The organism is Streptomyces sp. NPDC004539 (genome assembly GCF_040610055.1).
Taxonomy (GTDB): Bacteria; Actinomycetota; Actinomycetes; order Streptomycetales; family Streptomycetaceae; genus Streptomyces.
This window is the reverse complement of sequence record NZ_JBEXLS010000012.1, coordinates 151,176-175,202: the sequence shown is the minus strand read 5'-3', so window position 1 is coordinate 175,202 and position 24,027 is coordinate 151,176. Positions and strand designations below refer to the sequence as shown.

Here is a 24,027-nt window from a genome sequence, read left to right as displayed (position 1 = left end):
CTCGCCCCACACCGGAACGTTAAGGAGTTGGCCATGAGCGACGTTGCTCGACCGACGGGCGCCTCGCCCGGGCCCGAACGGGTCGTGGTGACCGGCGGCGCCGGTTTCCTCGGCTCCCACCTGTGCCGTGCCCTGCTCGCCGCGGGCAGCGAGGTGATCTGCGTCGACAACCTGTGCACGGGCCGCCTGGCGAACGTCGCCGACCTCAGCGGGCACCCCCGGTTCCGGTTCCTGGAGGCGGACGTCACCGAGCCGTTCACCGTCGCGGGTCCGGTCGACGCCGTCGCCCATCTCGCCTGCGCCGCCTCCCCCGTCGACTACTTCAACCTCCCCGTGGCGACGCTGCGCGCCGGCGGCCACGGCACGTACAACATGCTGACCCTGGCTCGCGACAAGGACGCCCGCTTCCTGCTCGCGTCCACGTCCGAGGTGTACGGCGATCCGCTGGTCCACCCGCAGACCGAGGAGTACTGGGGGAACGTCAACCCGGTGGGGCCGCGCGCGGTGTACGACGAGTCGAAGCGGTTCTCGGAGGCCATGACGGTCGCGTTCCGGAAGGAGTTCGGGCTGGACGCGGGGATCGCCCGCATCTTCAACTCCTACGGCCCGTCGATGCGCGCCGACGACGGCCGGGTCGTCCCGACGTTCATCACGCAGGCGCTGCGCGGTGAGCCGCTGTCGGTGATGAGCGACGGCCGTCAGACACGGTCCCTGTGCTACGTGGACGACACGGTCGAGGGCCTGCTCGCGCTGCTGGACAGCGCGGAGGCGGGTCCGGTGAACCTGGGCAACCCGAACGAGATCAGCGTCCTCGAACTCGCCGAGCTGATCGTGGAGATCACCGGCAGCCACTCCCCGCTGACGTACATCGCGCCCCACCCGGACGACCCCCGGCGCCGTAAGCCGGACATCGGGCGGGCCCGGACCCGACTCGGCTGGGAGCCGCGCGTCGCCCTGTCCGACGGGCTGAAGCGGACCGTCGAGTGGTTCGCCCAGAACGAAGCCGTCACCGAAACCGTTTCCGGAGGCACGTCCCGATGACCACCACCCCCAGCATCGCGATCATCGGCGGCGGCTGGAGCGGCTGTACGGCCGCCCGGCTCCTCCTCGACCGGGGCTACCGCGTCCACCTGTACGAGCGCGACCAGCAGCTCGGCGGCCACTCCCGGTCCGAGGTCCTCGGCGGGGTCGTGTTCGAGCCGAACGGGCCGCACATCTTCCACACGTCGAACACGGCCGTCGGTGAGTTCGTGCAGCGGTACGGCATGCGGCGGGCGTTCGAGCACCGGGTGCTCACCGAGATCTTCCTCGACGACGAGGAGGAGCCCCGCTACCTGTCGTGGCCGCCGCAGGTCGAGGAGATGCGTGAACTCCCCCTGTGGGGGCGGATCGAGAAGGAGCTGGCGAACCTCCCCGAGACCCCGTCGACCGCCAACTTCCAGGCGTACTCCGAATCCGTCATGGGCTCGACGCTGTACGACCTGTTCGTGCGGGACTACACGATCAAGCAGTGGGGGCGTGAACCCGCCGAGCTGTCCGCGGACTTCGCGCCGAAGCGGCTCGACCTGCGCACCGACGGCAACCGGCGGCTGTTCCGCGACACCTGGGAGTTCTACCCGGAGCGCGGCTTCCAGGAGATCATCGAGCGGATCGCCGAGCCGGTCCCGGTGACGGTCGGCGCGACCCTCGACCACACCGACCTCGACGACCTGGCGCGCGAGCACGCGGCGGTCGTCGTCACGGCCGCGCTGGACGACTTCGCCGGGCAGCCGGACGCCCTGGAGTGGCGGGGCATCCGGACCGTCTCCCGCTATGTCCCGCTCGACGACCCGGCGGCCACCCTCACCCCCGGCTACCAGGTCAACCGGCCCTCGCTGCGCCGCCCTTACACGCGGACCATCGAGACCAAGCACGCCACCGGCCAGCGGATCGGGGCGACGGTGGTGAGCGAGGAGTACCCGGGGGCGCCGTACCGGCACTATCCGGTGCCGACGGTCGACTCGCGGTACGAGAAGCTCAACGTCTCGCTCCAGGAGTCGATCCGGGAGAACGCCCCGCTGCCGGTGTTCTACTGCGGGCGGCTCGCGAACTACGTGTACATCAACCAGGACGAGGCGATCGCCCAGGCGATGGCGTGCGCGGACGAGGTGCACGGCTTCTTCTCCGCGAAGGGGGCGTCGTGAACGTTCTCGTCACGGGCGGGGCGGGTTTCATCGGCTCGCATCTCGTGGACGCGCTGCTGCGGGCGGGCCACGCGGTGGACGTGATCGACGACCTGTCGACGGGTCTCGTCGAGAACCTGGACACCGCGCGGGAGCTGGGGTTCACGGAGGCCGGTCTGCACGTCCTGGACATCGCGTCCGCCGAGGCGGCGGAGGTGATCCGCCGGGTGCGTCCCGAGGCGGTGCTGCATCTCGCCGCGCAGCCCTCGGTGTCGGTGTCGATGCGCGACCCCCGCCTCGACGCGCACAGCAACCTCACCGGCCTGCTGAACGTCCTGGTCGCCGCCCAGGAGGCGGGTACCCGGAAGGTGGTGTTCGCGTCCAGCGGCGGCACGATCTACGGCGAGCCGGACTCGCTGCCGATCGCGGAGGACGCCCCGCTGTCCCCCCGGTCGTTCTACGGCCTGTCCAAGAAGGCGGGCAGCGAGTACGTCCGCCTGTTCGCCGAGGAGCACGGCATGGCGTACGCCGCCCTCGCCCTCGGCAACGTCTACGGGCCGCGCCAGAACCCGCAGGGCGAGGCCGGGGTGATCGCGATCTTCGCCCAGCGGCTCCTGGACCGCCGCCCGTGCCTGGTCTTCGGCGACGGGCACAACACGCGGGACTACGTGTACGTCGACGACGTCGCCGACGCGTTCGTGCGCGCCCTGGAGCGGGGCACCGGGCTGATCAACGTCGGTACCGGTGTGGAGACTTCGGTGCTGGACATCCACGCGGCGCTGGCGAAGTCGCTGGACCGCGACGCCGCCCCCGTCCACGAGCCGGCGCTGCCCGGTGAGGTGCGGCGGATCTGCCTCGCCGTGGGGCGGGCGGAGCGGGAGCTCGGGTGGCGGCCCCGGATGTCCCTGGAGGACGGGATTCCGGGAGTGCTCGACTCCCTGCGCTGACCATGGGGAAGGGGGCCCGGACTTCGGTCCGGGCCCCCTTCCCCATGTGTTCAGACGGTGGCGCGGCCCACCGCCATGCACCGGAAGCCGAGCGCGCTGAGCCGCTCGCGGTCGAGGGCGTTGCGGCCGTCGTACAGGAGCCGGCCGCGCATCCGCTCGGCGACCTCCGCCCAGTCGGTGTCCTGGAGGTCGGACCACTCGGTGACGACGATGAGGGCGTCGCAGTCCTCGGCGGCCTCCGCGACGGTCTTGGCGCGGCGGACGCGGGTCCAGGGGTCAGTGGTGGGGAGGCGGGCCATCGGGTCCCAGCCGGTGACCTCGCAGCCCTCGGCGAGGAGACGGGAGGCGATCACGGCGGAGGGGGCCTCGCGCATGTCGTCGGTGTCGGGTTTGAAGGTGAGGCCGAGGAGCGCGACACGGCGGCCTTCGAGTCCGCCGAGCTCCTGTTTGACGCGCTGGACGGCGCGGCGGGGCTGGAGGTCGTTGACCTCGATGACGGCCGACAGCATCTGGAAGGGGTAGCCGCTGTTGGACGCCATGGCGCGCAGGGCGCGGGAGTCCTTGGGGAAGCAGGAGCCGCCGTAGCCGAGGCCGGCCTTGAGGAAGTGCGGGCCGAGGCGGTGGTCCATGCCCACGGCGCGGGCGACCTCGACGACGTCGGCGCCGGTCTTCTCGCAGACGGCGGCGATCTCGTTGATGAACGTGATCTTCGTGGCGAGGAGGGCGTTCGCGGCGAGTTTGACCATCTCCGCGGAGGGGACGGTCATGATCTCGACGGGCCCGTCGACGCCGTCGTGCAGGCCGGCGACGAGCTGTGCGGTGGCCTCGTCGTAGGAGCCGACGACGACGCGGTCGGGGCGCAGGAAGTCCTCGACGGCGCGGCCCTCGGCGGTGAACTCGGGGTTGGCGGCGTAGCCGACGTGGGCGAGTCCGGCGGCGTCGAGGGCGCGGCGGACCTTCTCGCCGGTGCCGACGGGGACGGTCGACTTGAGGACGACGGCCTTGAGGTGGCCGGCGCCGGTGAGGTCGGCGACGACGGACCAGACCCGGGAGAGGTCGGCGTCCCCGGAGGCGGTGGGCGGGGTGTCGACGCAGATGTACGCGACGTCCGTCCCGTCGAGGGCGCAGGCGGCGTCCAGGGTGAACGTCAGCCGGTCGCGGTGGTCCCGGATCAGGTCTTCGAGTCCGGGTTCGTAGATGGGGATCTGTCCGGCGTTGAGCATGTCGACCCGTTCGGGGACGATGTCGCGCACGACGACCCGGTGTCCCAGCGCGGCGAGGCAGGCACCGGTCACCAGACCGATGTAGCCCGCGCCGAATACGCCCACCCGCATGGCCCGTCCTACCTCTCCGCCGATTCGGCCGGGCCCGCTGCCCGTGGCCTGCTCATGCCCTGTTCCTCCAGCATGGCCAGCAGTCCGTCCACGGAAACCTGGCCGTCGTCGTCCGGGGCGAGGGACGATCCCCAGCGTCCGGCGTCGGCCTCCAGTGTCCCCGACACCTCGCCGATCAGGGTGTCGGGGTCGTCGCCCGGGCCGGCGAGGAAGTGTGCGCGGCGGACGGCGGAGGTGCGTTCCAGGCGGGCGACCCGCTCTCCGTCGGTGAGTTCGACGAGGCCGAGGCCCTCGGCGTCGGCTTCGCGGACGAGGCCGGCGAGGCCCTCGGGGGCGAGCCGCCAGCCGGGGGCGCAGTGCAGCCGGAAGGGGGCCGGGAAGGAGGTGTCGCCGGCGTCGGTGACGAAGCGGACACGGCCTTCGTGCGCGTACTCGGCGCGGATCAGGCGGAGGTCGGCGAGAGGGTCGGCGAGGACCTTGCGGCGGCCGTCGGTGAGGGTGTCCCAGGCGCCGACGAGGGTGACGCGGGTGTCGGGGAGGCTGCCTTCGAGGACGGCGTCGACGCTGGCGCGGACGGCGTCGTGGGAGGCGCCGGTGGTGTCGACGACGACGTCGACGTAGGGGACGAGCCACTGGCGGCGGGCCGTGCGGCCGAGGCGCATGGTGGGGATGCGGTCGGTGAGGTGGGGGCGGATGTGGCCGAGGAGGCGCCGCTGGTCGCGTTCGATGGTGGGGGCGCCGAGGTGCCAGGAGCGGGCGTCGTGCTCGGGCACGAAGACGCCGCCGGCCTGGGAGAGGCGGTAGCCGAGTTCGCTGTCCTCGCCGAGGATCAGGCGCGGGTCGGAGTCGCCGGCGGCGCGCAGCAGGTCGCGGTGGGCGGAGGCGGTGGAGCCGACGAGGGTGGTGCCGACGCTGGCGCCGGCCCGGCGCAGGTCGTCGGTGGCCTTGTACACCGTCTCGATCCAGTGGTTGGGGCGGCTGGCCTCGGTGGTGTACAGGCGGTCCTCGGCGCCTTCGGTGACGGCGGCGTGGACCTCGGCGGCGGTGAGGTCGCCGGGCACGAAGTCGACGACGCGGCGGCTGCCGAGGACGACGAGGTAGCGGGCGAGGTGGTGCCAGCGCAGCTGTGCTTCGAGGTGCTCGCGGAAGGCGAGGGTGTCGGCGTCGATCCACACGATCACGTCGCCGTCGGCGGCCTCGGAGCCGCTGCGCACGGCGTGGCTGCGGCCCCAGCCGCCGGGGGCGGAGCTGATCAGCCGGGTGTGGTCAGGGGCGAGTTCGGGGAGCCGGATCGGCGGGCTGCTGCCGTCGTCCACGACGACGACCTCGGTGAGGTGCGCCGGGTAGGACTGGGCGGCGAGGGCGGCGAGGGTCAGGTCGAGGGCGTCCTGGCCGCCGTGCGCGGGCACGACGACGCTGGCGGTGAGCCGGGGCTGCCAGCCGCCCAGCGGGGGCGGGGTGAGAGTTCCGTGGTCGTTGCCCCGGACGCGGGGCTCGGGCGGCGCGGTCATCCTACGAGTCCTTCCAGATGGTCCACCGCGGCCTCGACGGGCGGCAGGGTCAGCATGTGGCGCTGTGCGGTGCGGGCGCGCACGGCGGTGTCGGTGTCTTCGAGGACGCGGGCGCAGGTCTTGGCGACCTCGTCGGCCTCCGCCTCCTCGACGCGCAGGCCGAGCCCGAGTCCGGTGACGCGTTCGGCGTTGTGCATCTGGTCGCCGAAGAGCGGCAGGACGGCCATGGGGACGCCGGAGCGCAGGGCCTCCCGGACGCTGTTGTAGCCGCCGTGGGTGGCGAACAGGTCGGCGCACTGGAGCAGCAGGGGCTGCGGGAAGTGGTCGACGACGTGGACGTGGCCGGCGGCGAGGCCGGGGTCGACGGGGATGCCGCCGGTGGCGACGACCGCCGTGCAGTCGAGCTGGGAGAGGCCCGCGATGTACGCCTCGGGGACGATGGAGAGCGGGTTCTCGGTGGCCGCGTCGGGGAGGGTGCCCTCCTCGGGGGTGAAGCCGGTGAGGAGGGTGCCGCTGGCGGCGAGCACCAGGGGCTTGTCCGCGGGGAGTTCGGCGATCCACGCGGGGAGGGTCTCGCCCCGGGTGACGGTCGGCGGCTGCTGGTAGGCGAACGCGTCGGGGGCGCCGGGGCGGGCGAAGGAGAGGCTCGCGGGGACGCAGTCGAGGCGGCCGTGCCGGTACAGGGCGCCCGGGTCGTCGTCCGGCGCGAGGCCGAGTGTCACGCGGTGTGCGGCGAGGGCTTCGGTGACGGCGTCGGCGTCGAGGAACTGGCCGGTGCCGGAGGGTGCGGGGACGTGGACGGCGCCGAGGGTCTCGGCGACGAGGAACCCGGCCATGTCGGTGCCGTCGCGCAGGACCAGGTCGGGCGCGAACTCCTCGGCGATCGGCAGGACGGTCCGGTAGTTGTCGACGACGTGGGGTCCGCAGCCGGTGAGGACCCACAGCCGCTGGTCGAACAGGTCGAGGTCGGCGGGCAGGGCGACCGTGCCGTCCCGCAGCGCGCCCATGACCTGGTCGGCGAGTTCGGGCAGGACGGGCGCGGTGCGGACGTCCTCTCCGGCGAAGACCTTCGCGGGCCGGGGCGGGGCGACGACGAGCAGGTCGTGCCCGGCGTCGGCCAGCGCCCTCACCAGCGGCAGCATGGCGCGGGCGTGGGAGGGCGTGCCCGTCAGGGTGCACAGGACGCGCATGGGGTGCCTTTCAGGTGCGCAGGGCGCCGGTCATCTCGGTGACGAGGGCCTGCGCGTGGGGGGTGATGAAGAAGTGGCCGCCGTCGAAGGTCCGCAGCCTGAACTCGGCCTCGGTGAGCCCGGACCAGGCGTGCAGTTCGCGTTCGTCGGCGCGCGGGTCGCGGGTGCCGCCGAAGACGGTGAGCGGGGTGGTGAGGGCTGCCTCGGGGACGTACCGGTAGGTCTCGTTGACCTCGAAGTCGGCGCGCAGGGTGGGCAGGAAGACGTCCAGGAGGTCGGGTTCGCCGAGGACGGACTCGGGGGTGCCGCCGATCTCCCGCAGGTGCGGGACGAGTTCGGGGGTGGGCAGCCCGTAGAGCTGGGGGCGGACGTCGGGCAGGTGCGGGGCTGCCCGGCCGGACACGAAGAGGTGGACGGGTTCGGGGGCGCCCTCGGCGCGCAGGCGGCGGGCGAGTTCGTGGACGACGAGGGCGCCGAGGCTGTGCCCGTAGAGGGCGTAGGTGCCGTCGAACTGGCCGGCGAGGCTGTCCATGAGGTCGTCGACGAGGGTGTCGAGCCGCCGGTGGGGTTTCTCCTGGTAGCGCTCGGCGCGGCCGGGCGGCTGGAGGGGGCAGATGTCGACGCCGGGGAGGGCGAGGTCGCGCCAGGGGGCGAACACGGCCGCTCCGGCGCCCGCGTTGGGGTAGCAGAACAGGCGGGGCCGCTCGGGTGCGGCGGTGCCCAGCGGGAGCCAGGCGCGCAGGGTGGACGCGGTGGTCACAGGACCTCCACCGTGAGGTAGTCGGGCGGGGACTGGACCCGTGCGAGGTCGGCTTCGAGGACGACGTGGTCGCCGTCGCGGTCGGCCTCGGTGAACCCGGCGAACGCGTAGGTGACGTACATCATCCGGTTGCGGCCGGTCTCGACGAACTCGGCGCGCAGGCCCGTGCCGGCTTCGGCGGCGAGGCCCATGATGTGGTTGAGGAGGACGGTTCCGACGCCCCGGGACATGACCCGGCAGGACATCAGCATCATCCGCAGGTGCCAGTGCTCGGCGCCGAGTTCGACGAGGGCGAGGCCGATCTTGCCGTAGCCGCCGTAGCGGTCGGTGAGGGAGGCGACGAGCAGGAGGTGGTCGTCGGAGCGGCGCAGTTCGTCGAGTTCCTCGTAGGAATAGGTGCGGCCGGTGGAGTTGAGCTGGTTGGTGCGGACGGTGAGTTCCTCGGCGCGCTGGAGGTCCTCGGTCCGGGCGGGCGCGATGGTGAAGCGCATGCCGAGGGTGGCGAGGAACTCCTCGCTGGTGCCGGTGTGTTCCTGTTCCGCCTGGTCGCGGACGACGGTGCCGGCGTACATCTCGCGGCGGACCCGGGACTCGTCGGTGACGAAGCGGGGGGTGAACCCTTCGCCGTCGAGGGCGGAGAGGTCGGCGGCGTCGACGGCGGTGACGGCCGGGTGGGCGTGGGTGACCTCCTCGCGTTCGAAGGGCTGGTCGTCGACGAAGGCGATCGCGTCGAGGCCGATGTTGAGGGAGGCGGCGACCTGTTTCACGGAGGCCGACTTGGGGTTCCAGCCGATCTGCGGGTACAGGAAGTAGTGGTCGAGGCCCTCCGCCCGGAGGCGGGCCAGGGCCGCTTCGGGGTCGTTGCGGCTGGCGACGGAGTGCAGGACGCCGAGTTCGTCGAGGCGCCGGATGTGGGCGACGGCCTCGGGGCGGACGGTGACGTCGGCGTCCTCCAGGAGGATGCCGTCCCACAGGGTGTGGTCGAGGTCCCAGACGACGCACTTGATCTGGCCCCGCTTGAGCCCGGTCACCGGGTCACCTCCTGGTGTGCCTGTTCGGCGATGGTGATCTGCTGGAGTTCGGTGGAGCCCTCGATGATCTCCATGACCTTGGCGTCCCGGTAGAGCCGGGCGACGGGGTGCTCCGGGGAGCAGCCGGCGGCGCCGTGGAGCTGGACGGCGGCGGAGGCGCAGGCGGCGGCGGTCGTCGAGGCGTGGTACTTGGCGATCCAGTTGGCCATGATGGCGGCCGGGTCGTCGGCGTCCTTGAGGCGTCCGGCCTCCCGGCACAGGAGGCGGGCGGTGCGCAGGCCGGTGACCATGTCGGTGATCTTCTGCCGGACCAGCTGGCGTTCGAACAGCGGCCCTTCACCGGTCGTACGGGTGGTGGTGTGGGCGACGGTGGCGTCCAGGCACGCCTGGATGATGCCGACGCTGCCGCTGGCGACGCTGAACCGGCCGAAGTCGAGGGCGGAGGTCATGACGGTGCCGGTGGCCCAGCCGAGGGGGCCGAGGACGGCGTCGTCGCCGAGCCGGACGTCGTCGAGGATCACCTCGGCGAGCATGCTGGCACGCGTGCCGAGGATGCCGGTGAGGGGTTCGACGGTGACGCCCTCGGTGTCCCGGGGGACGAGGAAGGCGGTCATGCCGCCGTCGGTGCGGGCGAAGAGGAGGTAGAGCCCGGCGATCTGGCCGCCGGTGATCCACTTCTTGCGGCCGTTCAGGACCCAGCCCTCGCCGTCGCGTACGGCGGTGGTCTCCGAGACGCCGGGGTCGCTGCCGCCCTCGGGGCCGGTCAGGGCGAACGCGCCGAGGAGGGAGCCGTCGGTGAGGGTGGGGAGCCAGCGGGCGCGCTGGGCGTCGTCGCCCCAGTGCCGCACCGACCAGGACGCCATGCCGTGGACGGTGAGGAGGCTGCGCAGGGAGGAGCAGCCGCGGCCGATCTCCTCGTGGATCTCGCCGACGGTGACCATGGGTGTGCCGGTCAGGAAGGGCGCCCACAGGCCGAGTTCCGCGACCCGCTTCAGGAGGTCGTCGGGGAGGCGTTCGTCCTGGTCGAACTCCTCTGCGCGCGGCCGGAGTTCGCCGTCGACGAAGGCGCGGACGGCGGCGAGGAGCTGTGGGCTGTCGGTGGCGGTCATCCGGCGGTGGCGGTGGCCGCGGTGATGCGCTCGACGACGCCGGTGATCGCCGTCACCGAGCGGAAGTTCTCGCGGCGCAGTTCGGTGTTGGGGACGCGGACGCCGAACGCGCGCTCCACGAACATCACCAGTTCCATGGCGAACAGGGAGTTCACGAAGCCCAGCTCGAAGATGTCCTGGTCGTCGTCGAAGGTGATCTGCGGGAACCGGCCGCTGATGAACTCACGGATCTGGGCACGGGCGTCGGTGCTGCTCATGGTCTGTTCTCTCCTTGCCGGGAAACGGGGGTCAGTTGGGGAGGAGGGCGCCGCTGTCGCCGTACCGGTAGAAGCCCTCTCCGGTCTTGCGCCCGTGCAGGCCGGCGTCGGTCATCTTCTTCAGCAGCGGGCAGGGCCGGTACTTGCTGTCGGCGAAGTGCTCGTGCAGCACCTCGACGCTGTAGAGGATGGTGTCGACGCCGATGAGGTCGGCGGTCTCCAGCGGGCCCATGGGGTGGCCGAAGCAGCTGCGGAACACCTCGTCGACGGTCTCGGCGGTCGCGACGCCCTCGTACACCAGGTAGGCGGCCTCGTTGACGGTGAGCATGAGGACCCGGTTGGAGACGAAGCCGCTCGCGTCATTGACGTCGATGGCCTTCTTGCCCATGGAGTCGAGGAGTTCGCGGACCTTCTTCAGGGACTCCTCGGACGTGTGGTGGCCGGGGATCAGCTCGACGGCCTTCTTCATCGGGACCGGGTTCATGAAGTGCACGCCGACGACCTGCGCGGGCCGCTTCGTGAGGGAGGCGATGCGGGTGATGGGGATCGCGGAGGTGTTGGCGACGAACACCGCGTCCGGCGGGGCGGCGGCGTCCAGGCGCGGGTACAGCTCGCTCTTCAGGTCCCAGTTCTCGGTGATGTTCTCGATGACCACCTCGGCGTCGGCGAGGAGGGCCAGTCCGGTGCCGCCGGTGATGCGGGCGAGGACCGCGTCCGAGTCGATCTCGGGGCCGCCGAGCATCGCGCTCATGCGGCAGTTGAGGCCGATGCGGGCGATCGCCCGGTCGACGGTCTCCTGGTCCCGGTCGACGAGCGTGACCGTGTGGCCGCTCTGCGCCAGGTTCTGTGCGACGCCGATGCCCATGACACCCGCGCCGACCACTGCGACGTTCGTCACCGCTGTGCTCCTTCCGCCGCCTTCGCGGCGATCAGTTCCTTGCCGAAGGCACGGACCGTGGGGTTGCCGAGGAGGACGTCCACCGGCAGTCCGCCGAACTTCGCCCTGATGCGGGCCATCAGCCGCACCGCGGCCAGGGAGTGGCCGCCCAGGTCGAAGAAGCTGTCGTGTGCGCCGACCCCGTCGATGCCGAGGATCTCGCCCCACATCCCGGCCAGCGCCGTCTCCACGTCGCCGGCGGGCTCTTCGTAGGGCACGGTCAGCGCGGGCCGGGGGTGGCGAGGGCCCTGTCCGGAACTACTGTCAGCCGGGGAGGTCGTCCACTGCGCGAGGCGGTGGTCCAGGGGGCCGACGGAGACGACGAGCTGGCGGGTGCGGCCGTACAGGGACAGGGTGCGTTCGAAGGCGTCGGTGCCTTCGGCGGCGTCCATGCCGTAGCCCTTGACGGTGGCGCCGAGGGAGTCCTCGGTGCGGTCGCCGACGAGCCAGGAGTCCCAGTTGACGGCGAGCCAGCCCGCGAGGGTGTGGACGTAGGCGTCCAGCGCGGCGTTCGCGGCGGCGTAGGGAGCGTGCGCGAGGCCGCCGAGGAGGGAGGAGACGGAGGAGACCGCGAGCCGGACGGGGGCCTCGCCGGGGCGCAGCAGGTCCTCCAGGACGAGGAGACCGCCGGTCTTGGCGCGGAAGTGCGGTTCGCAGGCTTCCCGGGCGAGGTTCACAGCGGCGCCGAAGCAGTCCTCGGACTGCACGCCGGCCGCGTGGATCACGGCGTCGATCCCGCCGAACCGGTCGCGTGCGGCGTCGAGGACGGCGTCCATGGCGTCCCGGTCGGCGACGTCGGCGCCGAGCGCGAGGACTTCGGCGCCGGCTTCTCGCAGCCGGTGGACGGTACGGATGTGGCGGGCCGCGCGTCCGTCGGGTTCCTTCACGAGGTGGGCGGGCCACTCCTCCTCCGGCGGGAGGGGGGTGCGGCCGGTGAGGACCAGGTTCGCGCCCCTGGTCGCGGCGAGGTGGGCGGCGAGGACCGCGCCGACGTCGCCGAGGCCGCCGGTGATGAGGACGGTGCCGCCGACGGCGATGACGTCCTCGCCGGTGGTCTCCAGGCGCAGGGGGGCGAAGGAGCGGACCCAGCGGCCGGTGCGGCGCAGGGCGACCGGTTCGGTGGGGGCGTCGAGGGTGGCGGCTTCGTCGAGGAGGGGTCCGGCGCCGGTGTCCGCGAGATCCACGAGGCGGCAGCCGATGTCGCCGATCTCCTGCGAGACCACCCGCAACAGCCCCTGGAGCGTGGCCTGTTCGGGCCGCGTCAGATCGTCCCCGACCGCGCTCACCGCCCCCGAGGTGGCCGCCACGAGCTGGACGGCCCCGGGCGTGCGGTCCTCCGCGAGGGCGCCCGCGAGGGCCTGCACGGCGTAGTAGCCGTACCGCTGGGCGGCGTCGAAGTCGCCCTCGGGCGCGGCGGGGCTCCACAGGTGCAGGACGGTGCCCGGCCGCCCCCGCTCGCCGAGCAGTGCGGCGTACCCGTCCCGGGAGACGGGGTCGACGCGCACGACGGCCGGCCCGTCCGGGTCAGGGGTGTCCTCGGCGTCGTCCGGGCTCACGACGACGACCTCGGCGCCCCGCTCGTGCAAGGTGCGGGCGGCGGCGTACCCGGTCTCGTCGGCGGCGAACACCCACCAGGGGCCCAGTTCCCGCAGCCGCTCGGGGCCGGCCGGGGCGGCGGTGGGGAGGCGGTGCCAGACGGGGTGGGCGAACCAGTCGGCGGGGTCCGGGATACGGCCGGGGGCCTCCTGCACGGCCGCGGCGGCGCCCGCGCCGGGGTAGGGCACCCGGTCGAGGAAGTACCGCTGCCGTTCGAAGGGGTACGCCGGGAGCGGCACCCTGCCGCGCTCCCCCGGCCGGTACAGGGCGGCCCAGTCGACGTCGGCGCCCTCCAGCCAGGGTCCGATGGCGGCGACGGCGTCGGCGGGGGCCTCGGCGGGCGGCGCCCCGGTGACCGGGCCGGCGGTCCGCGCCCGCTGCGGGTCGGCCAGCGCCGCGACGGCGTCCCGGGCGTCCTCGGCGACGACGACCATGCGGTACGGGAACGTCGTACGGCTGACCTGGAGGGTGTAGGCGACGTCCGCGAGATCGGCGGTGTCGGCGGCCAGGTGGTCGCGCAGGCGCTCGGCGGAGGCGGCGAGGGCGGTCGGGGTGCGGGCGGAGAGCGTGAGGACGTACGGCCCGTCGGCGGGGCGGGTCTCGCGCTGCGGTGCCTCTTCGAGGACGACGTGCGCGTTGGTGCCGCCCGCGCCGAAGGAGCTGACGCCCGCGCGGCGGGGGTGCGGTCGCCGGGGCCAGGGACGGTTCGCGGTGAGGACCTCGAAGCGGTCGGCGGCGAGCGCCGGGTTGGGAGTGCGGAAGTGGCGCGTGCCCGGCAGCTCCTGGTGTTCCAGGGCTTGGACCGCGCGGATCAGGCCGGTGACCCCGGAGGCTCGGTCTAGGTGGCCGAGGGACGGTTTCAGGGAGGACAGGACGAGTTTCTCGGCGCGCGGGCCGGGGAACGCCCGGTCGACGGCGGCGAGTTCGATGGCGTCGCCGAGGCGGGTGCCGGTGGCGTGGCACTCGACGTAGTCGACGGTCCCCGGGTCGACGCCGGCCACCGACAGGGCCGTCCCGATGACCGTGCGCTCGCCGGCCGCCGAGGGGGCGGTGTAGGCGCCCCGGTCGGCGCCGTCGTTGTTGACGGCGGAGCCGAGGATCACGGCGTGGACGTGGTCGCCGTCGCGCAGGGCGTCGGCGAGGCGTTTGAGGGCGACGACACCGACGCCCTTGCCCCAGACGCTGCCCTCCGCGTCGGCGTCGAAGCTGCGGACGACGCCGTCGGGCGAGACGATCGAGCCCTCTTCGTAGGTGTAGCCGGCGGGCAGCGGGTCCTCGATGGAGACGCCCCCGGCGAGCGCGGTGTCGCACTCGTAGGTGAGGAGGCTCTGGACGGCCGTGTGGACGGCGACCAGCGAGGTCGAGCAGGCGGTCTGGACGCTCAGCACCGGTCCGGTGAGGCCGAGTTTGTAGGCGACCATCGTGCACAGCGAGTCGGACATGGTGCCGATGCCGTACTGGCCGCTGGTGATGGTGGCCATGACGTCGGGGCGGGGCAGGACGTGCCGCAGGCCGTAGTGGCTGAAGCCGACGCCGCCGACGACGCCGACCGTGCCGGGCATCCGGTTGGGCGGGTAGCCGGCGCTTTCCAGGGCCTCCCAGCAGCACTCCAGGAACAGCCGGTGCTGGGGGTCGGTGACCTCGGCCTCGCGGGGGTTGAAGCCGAAGAACGCGGCGTCGAAGTCCTCGACCCCGTCGAGGGGGGCGCCCCGGCGGACGTAGCGCGGGTCGGCGAGGACGGCGGCGGGCACCTGGGCGGCGGCCAGTTCCTCGTCGGTGATCTCGCGCAGCCCGTCGGCGCCGTCGCCGAGGGCCCGCCACAGCTCCTCGGGGCTCGCGGCGCCGGGGAAGCGGCCGGCCATGCCGATGACCGCCACCCGGGACTCCAGGTCGTCGCCGGCGTCGCTGTCGTCGCTGTCGTAGGCGTCGTAGGTGTCGTCGCTCATTCGCCCGCCGTCTTCCTGTTCTGCCGGGCCCGCTTCAGGCCGGAGCGGCGCTGCCTGCCGCGTTCCGACTCGTCGGCGGAGGGGTCCTGTTCGGTGGAGCCGGTGACGTGCCGGGCGAGGGCGCTCACGGTGGGCGCCTCGTAGAGCACGTGCGGCGGTAGGTCGTCGATGTCGAGGCGGCGGCGGATGCGGGCCATGACCTCCATGCCGGTCAGCGAGTTGCCGCCGAGGGCGAAGAAGCTGTCGCCGGCGCCGACCTGTTCGAGGCCGAGCATCTGGGCCCACACCTCGGCGATCGCCGACTCGGTCTCGCCGCTGGGCGCGACGTAGGGGGTGAGGAGGTCGGGGCGGGGGTGGCGGGCGCCTTCGAGCCAGGTGTCGCGGGCCTTGCCTATGGCGTCCACGTTGAACCGCGTGGCGTCCTTGGCCATCGCCGCGAAGTCCTGGGTGTTGACGACGAGATGGGGTTCGTCCAGGGACAGGACGCGCTTGAGCGCGTTCCAGCCCTCGTCGAAGCCGATGCCGTACTTCCTGCGGGTCTCGCGGAAGTACTCGCGGACCTCGGGGTCGTATCCGGCGAGTCCGGCCTCCCAGGCGTTCCACCGCCACTCGCCCCAGCCGACCGCGATCGTCCGCGGGGTGCCGGGCTGTTGGGCGGCGGCGTGCGCGGTGGCGTCGAGGTAGGCGTTGGCTGCGCAGTAGTCGAGCTGGCCGGGGCCGCCGCCGGTGGCGGAGGTGATGGAGGAGAACAGCACCAGGAAGTCGAGGTCCGTGCCCTCAAGTGCCGTGCGCAGGGCGTCCGTTCCGGCGGTCTTGGGGGCCAGGACCTTGTGGATCTCGGTCTCGGTCTTGAACTGCATGAGGCCGATGCCGGGGAGGCCGGCCGCGTGCAGGACGCCGTGCAGGGCGCCGAAGCGGTCGTGTGCTTCGGCGACCGCGCGGGCGGCGGTGTCCGGGTCGGCCAAGTCGCCGGTGACGACAGCGACTCGGCCGCCGTACTGCTCGATCTTCCGGACGCCGGTGAGGCGTCGGCGGACCTCGTCGGTGGCGGCCGGGTCGGCGAGGACGGTGTCCCAGGTGTCGCGGGGCGGGAGTCCGGTGCGGCCGACGAGGACCAGGCGGGCCCGTACGTCGCGGGCGAGGCGTTCGGCCATGGCGAGGCCGATGCCGCCGAGTCCGCCGGTGACGAGGTAGACGCCTTCCTCGCGCAGGACGTCGGCGCTCTCGCCCGCCGGTACGGGCTCGTAGTCGGGGAGCCAGCGGCGGCCCCGGCGCAGGGCGACGAGGGGGGTGTGGCCGCCGTCGCCGAGTTCCCTGGCGAGGGTGCGGGCCGTGACCGGGTCGGCCGCGTCGAGGTCGATCAGCCGGCAGGTGACGTCCGGGTATTCGAGCGGGATCACCCGCACCGGGCCCAGCAGGGTGGCGAGTTCGGGGTGGATGGTCTCGGCGCCGGTCACCGAGGCGGTGCCCGAGGTGACCACGTCCAGGGCCCATTTGGCGGCTCCCGCGTCGGCCATCGCGCGGGTGAGGGCGACGAGGGTGTGCAGGCCGCGGGTCAGGGAGTCGCCGGGTTCGCGGGACCAGAGGTGGACGACGCGTTCGGGGAGGCCGGGGCCTTCGTCCTTGAGGCGCTTGAGGAGGGCGCGGAAGGCGGCGGGGTCGCCGGGGCGGACGCAGAGACCGTCCTGTGCGCCGGACTCCTGGGGCCGGACCACGGCGGCGGTGCCGCCCGCCGCCTCCAGCAGTGCCTTGAGGTCGGCGGTGAGGGTGTCCTCGTCGGCCAGCAGCAGCCAGCGCGCCGCCGGCAGACTGCCGGTGCGGGGCGCGGTCCGCCGCCACACCTGGGCCTGCACCCACTCCTCCTCCGGCAGGAGCGGAAGCGCCTCGGGCACCGGCGAGGCCGGCTTCTTCGCCGCTCCGTCGGGGACGATCCAGTAGTCGGTGCGTTCGAACGGGTACGACGGCAGCGGCACCCGGCGCGGGTCGCGCCCCGCGTGGTGCGCGGCCCAGTCGACGTGTACGCCGGCCAGCCAGAGCGCGGCGAGCGCGTCGGTCAGGGTGCGGTCGTCCGGGGTCGGGTCGGCCGCGTTGGGGAGGGTGGCGGCGATGAGGGGGCCGCGTGCGGGCGGGCAGTCGGGGTGGCTGCGGGCCATCGCGCCGAGGGACTGTCCGGCGCCGATCTCCAGGAGCGCGAGGTCGGGGTCGGCGAGGAGGTGGGCGAGGCCGTCGGCGAAGCGCACCGGGGAGACCATGTGGCGTCCCCAGTACTCGGGGTCCGCGACGAGTTCGGCGGTGACCGGCTGCCCGGTGAGGCAGGAGACGTACGGCCGACTCGGGGCGGCGGGACGGAGGTTGGCGCGGGCCCAGCCGGTGAGTTCGGCGCGGGCTGGTTCCAGCATGCTGGTGTGGAAGGCGTGGGTGGTGGCCAGCTTGCGGTGGGCGATCCCGGCGCGCTCCAGCTCGGCCGCGTAGGCGTCGACGGCCGCGTTCTCGCCGCCGACCACGGTGACGTCGGGCCCGTTGAGAGCGGCGATTTCGAGGCCGGCCTCGGTGAGACCGGTGAGCTGGGCGGGGGTGCGGGCGACGGCCAGCATGCCGCCCTCGGGCAGCCGGGAGATCAACTGGGCGCGGAAGGCGACGAGTCGGAGCGCGTCGGGGAGGGTGAGGACGCCGGACAGGCAGGCGGCGACGTACTCGCCGAGGCTGTAGCCGAGCATCTGGGCGGGTTCGACGCCCCAGGAGACGAGGAGTCTCGCGAGCGCGTACTCGGCGACGAACACGGCGGGCTGGGCGATCTCGGTGCGGGCGAGCGGCGAGTCGTCGGCGGGTTCGCCCTCGCGGGCCCGGAGCATCGCGGCGAACGGGTCTTCCCGTGTCTCGCGCGGTCCGGTGAGAAGGGCGACCACGTCCGTGTCGAGGAGGTAGCGCAGGACGTCCCCGCACTCGTCGACGGCGGCCCTGAACTCCGGTTCGCGTGCGTAGAGTTCGCGGACCATGCCGGGGTACTGCTCGCCGACGCCCGCGACGAGGAAGGCGGCGGGCCGGTCGACCAGCGGTTCGGCGCGGCCGAGGACCGGGCCGTCGAGGTCGCCGTCGGTGACCAGGGTCCGGCGGTGCTCGAAGGTCGCGCGGCCGGTCTGCGTGGTGAACGCGACGTCGGTGAGGGCGAGTTCGGGGCGGGCGGCGAGGTGGTCGCGCAGGCGCCGGACGGCGGAGTCGGCGGCTTCGGGGGTGCGGCCGGAGAGGGGGACGACCTCGTAACGGCGGCCCGTGCGCGGAGCGTTGGTCGTCTCCGGGGCTTCTTCCACGACGACGTGGACGTTGGTGCCGCCCATGCCGAGGGAGTTGACGCCGGCGATGCGGCGTTTGCCGGGGGGCGGGGTCCAGTCGGTGAGGCGGGTGTTGACGTGGAAGGGGGTCGACGCGAAGTCGATCTCGGGGTTGGGGCGTTCGAAGTTGAGGCTGGGCGGGAGCTGGCCGTGGCTGACGGAGAGGACCGTCTTGATGAGGCCGCTCGCGCCGGCCGCCGCCGCGAGGTGGCCGATGTTGGTCTTCACCGAGCCGATGGGCGTGCCCTGCCGGCGCGGTCCCGGTCCGAACGCCTTGGTGAGGGCGGCGACTTCGATGGGGTCGCCGAGTTCGGTGGCCGTGCCGTGCGCCTCGACGTAGCCGACGTCGGCCGGGTCGACGCCGGCGGCGGCGAGGGCGTCGGAGACGACGCGGGCCTGGCCGACGACGCTGGGCGCGGTGTAACCGACCTTGAGGGAGCCGTCGTTGTTGACCGCCGAGCCCCGGATCACGGCGTACACGTGGTCGCCGTCGGCGAGCGCGTCGCTCAGCCGCTTGAGGAGGACGACGCCGGCGCCGTCGCCGAACAGGGTGCCGGAGGCGTCGGCGTCGAAGGTCCGGACGTGTCCCTCGCGGGCCTCCATGCCGCCGGGCTGGTGGAGGTGGCCGACCCGGTCGGGGACGTGGATCGCGACGCCCCCGGCGAGGGCGAGTTCGCACTCTCCGGAGCGCAGGCTCTGGCAGGCGAGGTGGGTGGCGACCAGCGCGGTCGAGCAGAACGTCTGGACGCTGAGGCTGGGTCCGGTGAGGCCGAGTTTGTAGGAGACGCCGGTGGCGAGGGAGTCCTTGTCGTTGCCGATGACCGAGGCGTAGATGTCCGCCTCGCCCTCGATGGCGCCGCTCATGAGGTAACTGCTCAGGTACGAGCTGATGTTGGAGCCCGCGAAGACCCCGACCCGGCCGCGTGTGTCGGCGGCGCCGTAGCCGCCGTCGTCGAGGGCCTCCCAGCAGATCTCCAGCATCAGGCGGTGCTGGGGGTCGGTGATGACGGCGTCGCGGGCGCTGTAGCCGAAGAAGTTCGCGTCGAAGCCCCTGATGTCGTCCAGGACGGGTTTCGCGGGGACGTAGTCGGGGTGGGCGATCAGTTCGGCGGGGACGCCGGAGGCGCGGAGTTCGGCCTCGGTGAAGTGGCTGACGGACTCGACGCCGTCGCGGAGGTTGGCCCAGAACTCCTGGGGGCCCTTGGCGCCGGGGAAGCGGCAGGCGAGGCCGACGACGGCGATGGGTTCGTGGCCGTCGTGGGTGCGGGCGGGGGCCGGCTTCGGGGCGGGTCGCGGGGTCTGCGCGGGTTCGGCCGGGCCGGCGATGCGGTCGAGGAGCGCGGCCATGGTGTGGACGGTCGGTGCCTCGAACAGGGCGACCGGGGAGACGGCGACGGAGAACGCCTTCTGGATGCGTTTGACGAGTTGCAGCGCCATCAGGGATGTGCCGCCGAGGTCGGCGAAGTTGTCGCGGGAGCCGACGCCGTCGATGCCGAGGACGTCCTCCCAGACCTCCGCGAGCCTGCGTTCGCGCGGGCCGCTCGGCGGGACGAAGGACTGGGCGAGCGCGGGGCGCGGGAAGCGGTCCCCGGCCGGACGCGCCGGCTCCTCCTCGTCGTCGCCGTCCTGGTCGAGCCACTGTTCGACGCGGGCCTGGAGGTCGCCCGCGCTGACGATCGTGCGGGGTGCGGGCCGGGCCATGATCCGGTCGAGCACGGCGAGGGCCTGGGCCTCGGTGAGGGAGTGCTCGACCTGGGTCGCACCGATCTCCTGGCCGTCGAGGGCTGCGGCGGTGGGGGCCCAGGTGTCCCAGTTCACCGCGTACCAGCGCTCGTTGCGGTGCGGGAAGGCGTCCAGGGCGGAGTTGGCCGCCGCGTACCCGGCGAAGCCGATGCCGCCGAGGACCGTGGAGACGGAGGAGAACAGGAGGCAGAACCCTGCGGGGAGGTCGGCCAGCACCCGTTCCAGGACGGCCGTTCCGTGCAGTTTGGGCGCGAAGTGGGCGTCCCTCGCGTCCGGTTCGAGGACGGCGAGGGGGCCGAAGAGGTCGGCGCCGGTGACGGCGGCGAGGTGGACGACGCCGTCGACGTGGCCGAAGCGGTCGGTGAGGTCGGCCAGGACGCGGCGCAGGGCGGTCTCGTCGGTGACGTCCATGACGGCGTACTCGGCGGTGACGCCGTGTTCCGCGAGCCGTTCCAGGGTCGCGTCCGCCTCGGCGGCGGGGCGTCGGCCGGTGAGGACGACGGTCGCGCCGTCCGCGCCGAGATGCCGGGCGACGATCCGTCCGACCTCGCCGAGGCCGCCGGTGACGAGGACGACTCCGTCCTGACGGATCGTCAAGCTCTCGGTGTCGGTGGGTTCTTCGGGCCGGAACTCCAGCGCCGTGCGTTTCCCGCCGCGCCAGGCGACGGCACGCCCCTGCGCCGCCGGGTCCGTCTCGCGCAGTACCGCCTCCGCGACGGCCTGCACGCCGTCGGCGACGAGCGCGACGTCCACGGAACGGACCTTCAGCGAGGGGTACTCCTGCGGTACGACGAGGCAGGCGCCCAGCGCCGCCGCGCGCGCCGGTACCGGGACGTCGCCGGGGAGGACGGCCCGCGCCGAGTCGGTGACGGTCACGACGCGTGCGCCGGTGTCGCCGAGGACCGGGGCCAGTGCGCACAGGCTCGCGAAGCCGAGTTCGAGGGCGCGCTCGGCGTCGTCGGCCGTGCCGGGGTCGGCGCCCCAGAGGTGCAGGACCAGCGAGGGCGCTCCGGCCTCCGTCAACAGGGCTTCCCAGTCGGCCGGTTCGGTGGGGCGCAGCGTGAACTCGCCGCCGCCGAGGGCCTCGTACGTCTCGCCCGGCCGGATCAGGACCGGCGGGGCGGCGAGGTGTTCCGTGACGGCCGCCGCCACTCCCCCGGTGTCGGCGAGCAGCCACACCGGGCCGGACGGGGCCGGGGTGGTGGCGGGGAGCGGGGTGGGTGCCCAGTGCGGGACGAGGATCTCCTCGCGCGGCCGGGTCCGGGGGCGAACGGGCTTGGCGGGTGCGGCTGTTGATGTCGGCGGGTCGATCCAGTACCGCTCGCGTTGGAACGGGTAGTCCGGTACGGAGACCTTCCGGGGTCGGCGGTCCTCGTGGTACGCCTCCCAGTCCAGTTCCGCGCCGGTGAGCCAGAGTTGGGCGACGGCGTGGGCGAGGGTCTCCTCGTCGGACGTCGGGTCGGCCTCGGCGGGGAGGGTGGGGACGAGGAGGGGCCAGCGGTCGGGCGGGCAGTCGGGGTGGTTGCGGGCGAGGGCGCCCAGGGACTGGCCGGGGCCGATCTCCAGGAGGACGTCCTGACTGTCGGTGAGGACGTGCTTGAGCATGTCGGAGAAGCGGACGGCGGAGCACATGTGCCGGGCCCAGTAGCCGGGGTCGGTGAGCTGCTGCTCGGTGATCGGCGCGCCGGAGACGTTCGACAGGTAGGGGACGCGGGGCGCCCTGGGACGCAGGTTCTCGCGGGCCCACTCGGTGAGGGGTTCGGCGGCGGGCCGCAGCATCGAGGAGTGGAAGGCGTGCGTCGTGCGCAGCGGCCGGCAGGGCAGTCCGTCGGCGAGGAGCTGCTCGGAGAGGGCGCGGACGTGGTCGGCGGGCCCGGAGACGACGCTGACCGTGGGTCCGTTGTGGGCGGCGATGTCGACGCCGAAGCGGGTGCGCGGCGAGTAGCGGGCCGTGAGGGCGGTCGCGGAGAGCGGGACGGCGGCCATCGTGCCGGTGGGCAGGGCGGCGATCAGCTTGGCGCGGACGGCGACGAGTCCGGCGGCCTCGGGGAGGGTGAGCGCTCCCGCGAGGGCGGCGGCGGCGAACTCGCCGACGCTGTAGCCGAGGAGGAGTCGCGGGCGTACGCCCCAGGCTTCGAGGAGGGTGCCGAGCGCGTAGTCGACGGCGAAGACGGCGGGCTGGGCGATCTCGGTGCGGCCGAGCCGTGCGGGGCCGTCGTCGGGCCCGGTGCGGCCGAGGAGGCGGGCGAGGTTGTCGGCGCCCCGGTCGCGGGTGGCGACGAGGTCGGCGAGGGGGTCTTCGCCGAGGTGCGGGGTGAGGTGGGCGACGGCCTCGTCGAGGGCTTCGGCGAAGACGGGTTCGGAGCCGTAGAGTCCGGCCACCATGCCCTGGTAGTGCTCGCCGACCCCGGCGAGGAGCAGGGAGACGGGGCGTCGGGTCGTGCCGTCGCGGCGGGCGAGGACGCGGTGGGTCTCGTCGCCGGTGAGGGCGCGTACGGCGGACTCGGCGGTGCCGGCGATCAGGGCGCGGCGGTGTTCGAAGACGGCGCGGCCGGTCTGGAGGGTGTAGGCGGTGTCGGCGAGGTCGGTGTCCGTCCGGTCCCAGTCGCCGGGGGTGGTGAGGTGGGCGCCGAGGCGGGCGGTGGCTTCGCGGGCGGCGTCCTCGGTGCGGGCCGACCACAGCAGGGCCTGGTGGCGGCGGGGCGCGGTGCGGCCGTCGCGGGCGGGGGGTGCGGCTTCCTCGGCGACGACGTGGGCGTTGGTGCCGCCCATGCCGAAGGCGCTGATCCCGGCGCGGCGGACGCGTTCGCCGCGCTGCCAGGGCGTGAGGTCGGTGACGGGGGTGAGGCGGTCGCCGGAGCGGGCGAGCTGGGGGTTGGGGCGGTCGAGGTGGAGGGTGGGCGGGATCTCCTCGTGGTGGAGGCTGAGGGCGGCCTTGATGAGGCCGGTGACGCCCGCCGCGCGGTCGAGGTGGCCCAGGTTGCTCTTGGCGGAGCCGATGAGGGTGCGGTCGACGCCGTCGACGTCGAAGACCTGCTGGAGGGAGGAGATCTCGGCGGCGTCACCGAGGGGGGTGCCGGTGCCGTGGGCCTCGACGTAGTCGATGTCGGCGGGTCCGAGTCCGGCGCTGGCTAGGGCCTCGGCGACGACGGCGGCCTGTCCGCGCACGCCGGGCGCGGTGAAGCCGACCTTGTCGGAGCCGTCGTTGCCCACGGCCCAGCCGCGCAGCACGGCGTAGATCCGGTCGCCGTCCGCCTCGGCGTCCTCCAGCCGCTTGAGGGCGACGACGCCGACGCCGCTGCCGACGGGCGTGCCCTGCGCGCCGGCGTCGAAGGCGCGGCACCTGCCGTCGGGCGAGGACATGCCGGCCTCTTGGTAGAGGTAGCCGACGCGCTGGGGGACGGCGACGGTGACGCCGCCCGCGAGCATGACGTCGGCCTCGCCGCTGACGAGGGCGGAGCAGGCGGCGGCGACCGCCACGAGCGAGGTCGAGCAGTAGCTCTGGACGCTGTAGCAGGGCCCGGTCAGGTCGAGGGCGTGGGCGACGCGGGTGGCAAGGGAGTCCTTGTCGTTGGCGATGCCGATCTGGACCTCGCCGGCGGTCTCCAGGACGGCGGGGTGCGCGGCGAGGTTGTGCAGCAGGTAGGAGCTCATCGCGGAGCCGGCGACGACGCCCACGGCTCCGTCGTAGCGGGCCGGGTCGACGGCGGCGTCCTCCAGGGCGTGCCAGCAGGTCTCCAGGAACAGCCGCTGCTGCGGGTCGAGGAGTTGGGCCTCGCGGGGGGTGTAGCCGAAGAAGCCGGCGTCGAACAGGTCGATGCCGTCGATCACCGATCCGGCGCGGACGTAGGCGGGGTCGGCGAGGAGGCTGTCGGGGACGCCGTTCGCGCGGAGTTCGGCCTCGTCGAAGTCGGTGACGGTGCACCGGCCGGCCCGCAGGGCGGCCCACAGGGCGCGCACGTCGTCGGCGCCCGGGAAACGGCCGGCCATGCCGACCAGGGCGACGGCCGGTCCGAGGTCCTCGGGCGGCTGCTGGCTGTCCGTCATGTGTGACTCACCTTGCCTGTCCTTCTGCGTGCGGGGGCGCGTCGTTGGAGGCGGGTGGGAAAGCGGCGTTCCGGCGGCGGGCACCGACCCGCGGTTCACATTAGGGCGGTGGCCAGGGGCCCCCAATG

At 73.5% G+C, this 24,027-nt stretch carries 13 protein-coding genes; 3 read left to right on the top strand and 10 right to left on the bottom strand.

The window, feature by feature from the left end:
• Positions 1 to 33 precede the first annotated feature (33 nt).
• The 3 genes from ABZX85_RS25060 to ABZX85_RS25050 are packed head-to-tail and all read left to right on the top strand — an operon-like array spanning position 34 to position 3,109.
• Positions 34 to 1,041, top strand: a complete 1,008-nt coding sequence (locus tag ABZX85_RS25060; RefSeq protein WP_355872621.1) for a UDP-glucuronic acid decarboxylase family protein — start codon at positions 34 to 36, stop codon at positions 1,039 to 1,041.
• Positions 1,038 to 2,183, top strand: a complete 1,146-nt coding sequence (locus ABZX85_RS25055; RefSeq protein ID WP_355872618.1) for an FAD-dependent oxidoreductase — start codon at positions 1,038 to 1,040, stop codon at positions 2,181 to 2,183. The genes ABZX85_RS25060 and ABZX85_RS25055 overlap by 4 nt, the downstream gene beginning before the upstream one ends.
• A complete protein-coding gene (locus ABZX85_RS25050; RefSeq protein WP_355872615.1) occupies positions 2,180 to 3,109 on the top strand; it encodes an NAD-dependent epimerase/dehydratase family protein in 930 nt (309 codons plus the stop codon). The genes ABZX85_RS25055 and ABZX85_RS25050 overlap by 4 nt, the downstream gene beginning before the upstream one ends.
• A gap of 50 nt (positions 3,110 to 3,159) precedes the next feature.
• Here ABZX85_RS25050 and ABZX85_RS25045 read toward each other — a convergent pair whose 3' ends face one another.
• From ABZX85_RS25045 to ABZX85_RS25000, 10 genes are read right to left on the bottom strand one after another with little or no spacing between them, the layout of a single operon-like run.
• Positions 3,160 to 4,443, bottom strand: coding sequence for a UDP-glucose/GDP-mannose dehydrogenase family protein (locus tag ABZX85_RS25045; RefSeq protein WP_355872612.1), 1,284 nt, complete (start codon positions 4,441 to 4,443; stop codon positions 3,160 to 3,162).
• 8 nt (positions 4,444 to 4,451) lie between these two features.
• A complete protein-coding gene (locus tag ABZX85_RS25040) occupies positions 4,452 to 5,954 on the bottom strand; it encodes a glycosyltransferase family 2 protein (RefSeq protein WP_355872609.1) in 1,503 nt (500 codons plus the stop codon).
• Positions 5,951 to 7,144, bottom strand: a complete 1,194-nt coding sequence (locus tag ABZX85_RS25035) for a glycosyltransferase (protein ID WP_355872606.1) — start codon at positions 7,142 to 7,144, stop codon at positions 5,951 to 5,953. Before ABZX85_RS25035 ends, ABZX85_RS25040 begins: the two co-directional genes overlap by 4 nt.
• Before the next feature lie 10 nt (positions 7,145 to 7,154).
• On the bottom strand, positions 7,155 to 7,904 hold the full coding sequence (locus ABZX85_RS25030; protein ID WP_355872604.1) for a thioesterase domain-containing protein: 750 nt from the start codon (positions 7,902 to 7,904) through the stop codon (positions 7,155 to 7,157).
• The gene (locus tag ABZX85_RS25025; protein ID WP_355872601.1) at positions 7,901 to 8,935 is read right to left on the bottom strand and encodes an HAD-IIIC family phosphatase; all 1,035 of its coding nucleotides are present in this window, start codon (positions 8,933 to 8,935) and stop codon (positions 7,901 to 7,903) included. Before ABZX85_RS25025 ends, ABZX85_RS25030 begins: the two co-directional genes overlap by 4 nt.
• Positions 8,932 to 10,044: an acyl-CoA dehydrogenase family protein gene (locus ABZX85_RS25020; protein ID WP_355872599.1), complete on the bottom strand. Its 1,113-nt coding sequence runs from the start codon at positions 10,042 to 10,044 to the stop codon at positions 8,932 to 8,934. Before ABZX85_RS25020 ends, ABZX85_RS25025 begins: the two co-directional genes overlap by 4 nt.
• Positions 10,041 to 10,301 (bottom strand): phosphopantetheine-binding protein, encoded by a 261-nt coding sequence (locus tag ABZX85_RS25015; RefSeq protein ID WP_355872596.1) that lies wholly within the window; start codon positions 10,299 to 10,301, stop codon positions 10,041 to 10,043. The genes ABZX85_RS25020 and ABZX85_RS25015 overlap by 4 nt, the downstream gene beginning before the upstream one ends.
• Positions 10,302 to 10,332: 31 nt before the next feature.
• Positions 10,333 to 11,199 carry an FAD-dependent oxidoreductase gene (locus ABZX85_RS25010; protein WP_355872594.1) on the bottom strand — a complete coding sequence of 289 codons (867 nt, stop codon included), beginning with the start codon at positions 11,197 to 11,199 and terminating at the stop codon, positions 10,333 to 10,335.
• Positions 11,196 to 14,780, bottom strand: a complete 3,585-nt coding sequence (locus ABZX85_RS25005) for an SDR family oxidoreductase (RefSeq protein ID WP_355872592.1) — start codon at positions 14,778 to 14,780, stop codon at positions 11,196 to 11,198. The genes ABZX85_RS25010 and ABZX85_RS25005 overlap by 4 nt, the downstream gene beginning before the upstream one ends.
• Entirely contained in the window at positions 14,777 to 23,899 is a 9,123-nt protein-coding gene (locus tag ABZX85_RS25000) for an SDR family NAD(P)-dependent oxidoreductase (RefSeq protein WP_355872590.1), read from the bottom strand. Before ABZX85_RS25000 ends, ABZX85_RS25005 begins: the two co-directional genes overlap by 4 nt.
• Between the last annotated feature and the right edge of the window lie 128 nt (positions 23,900 to 24,027).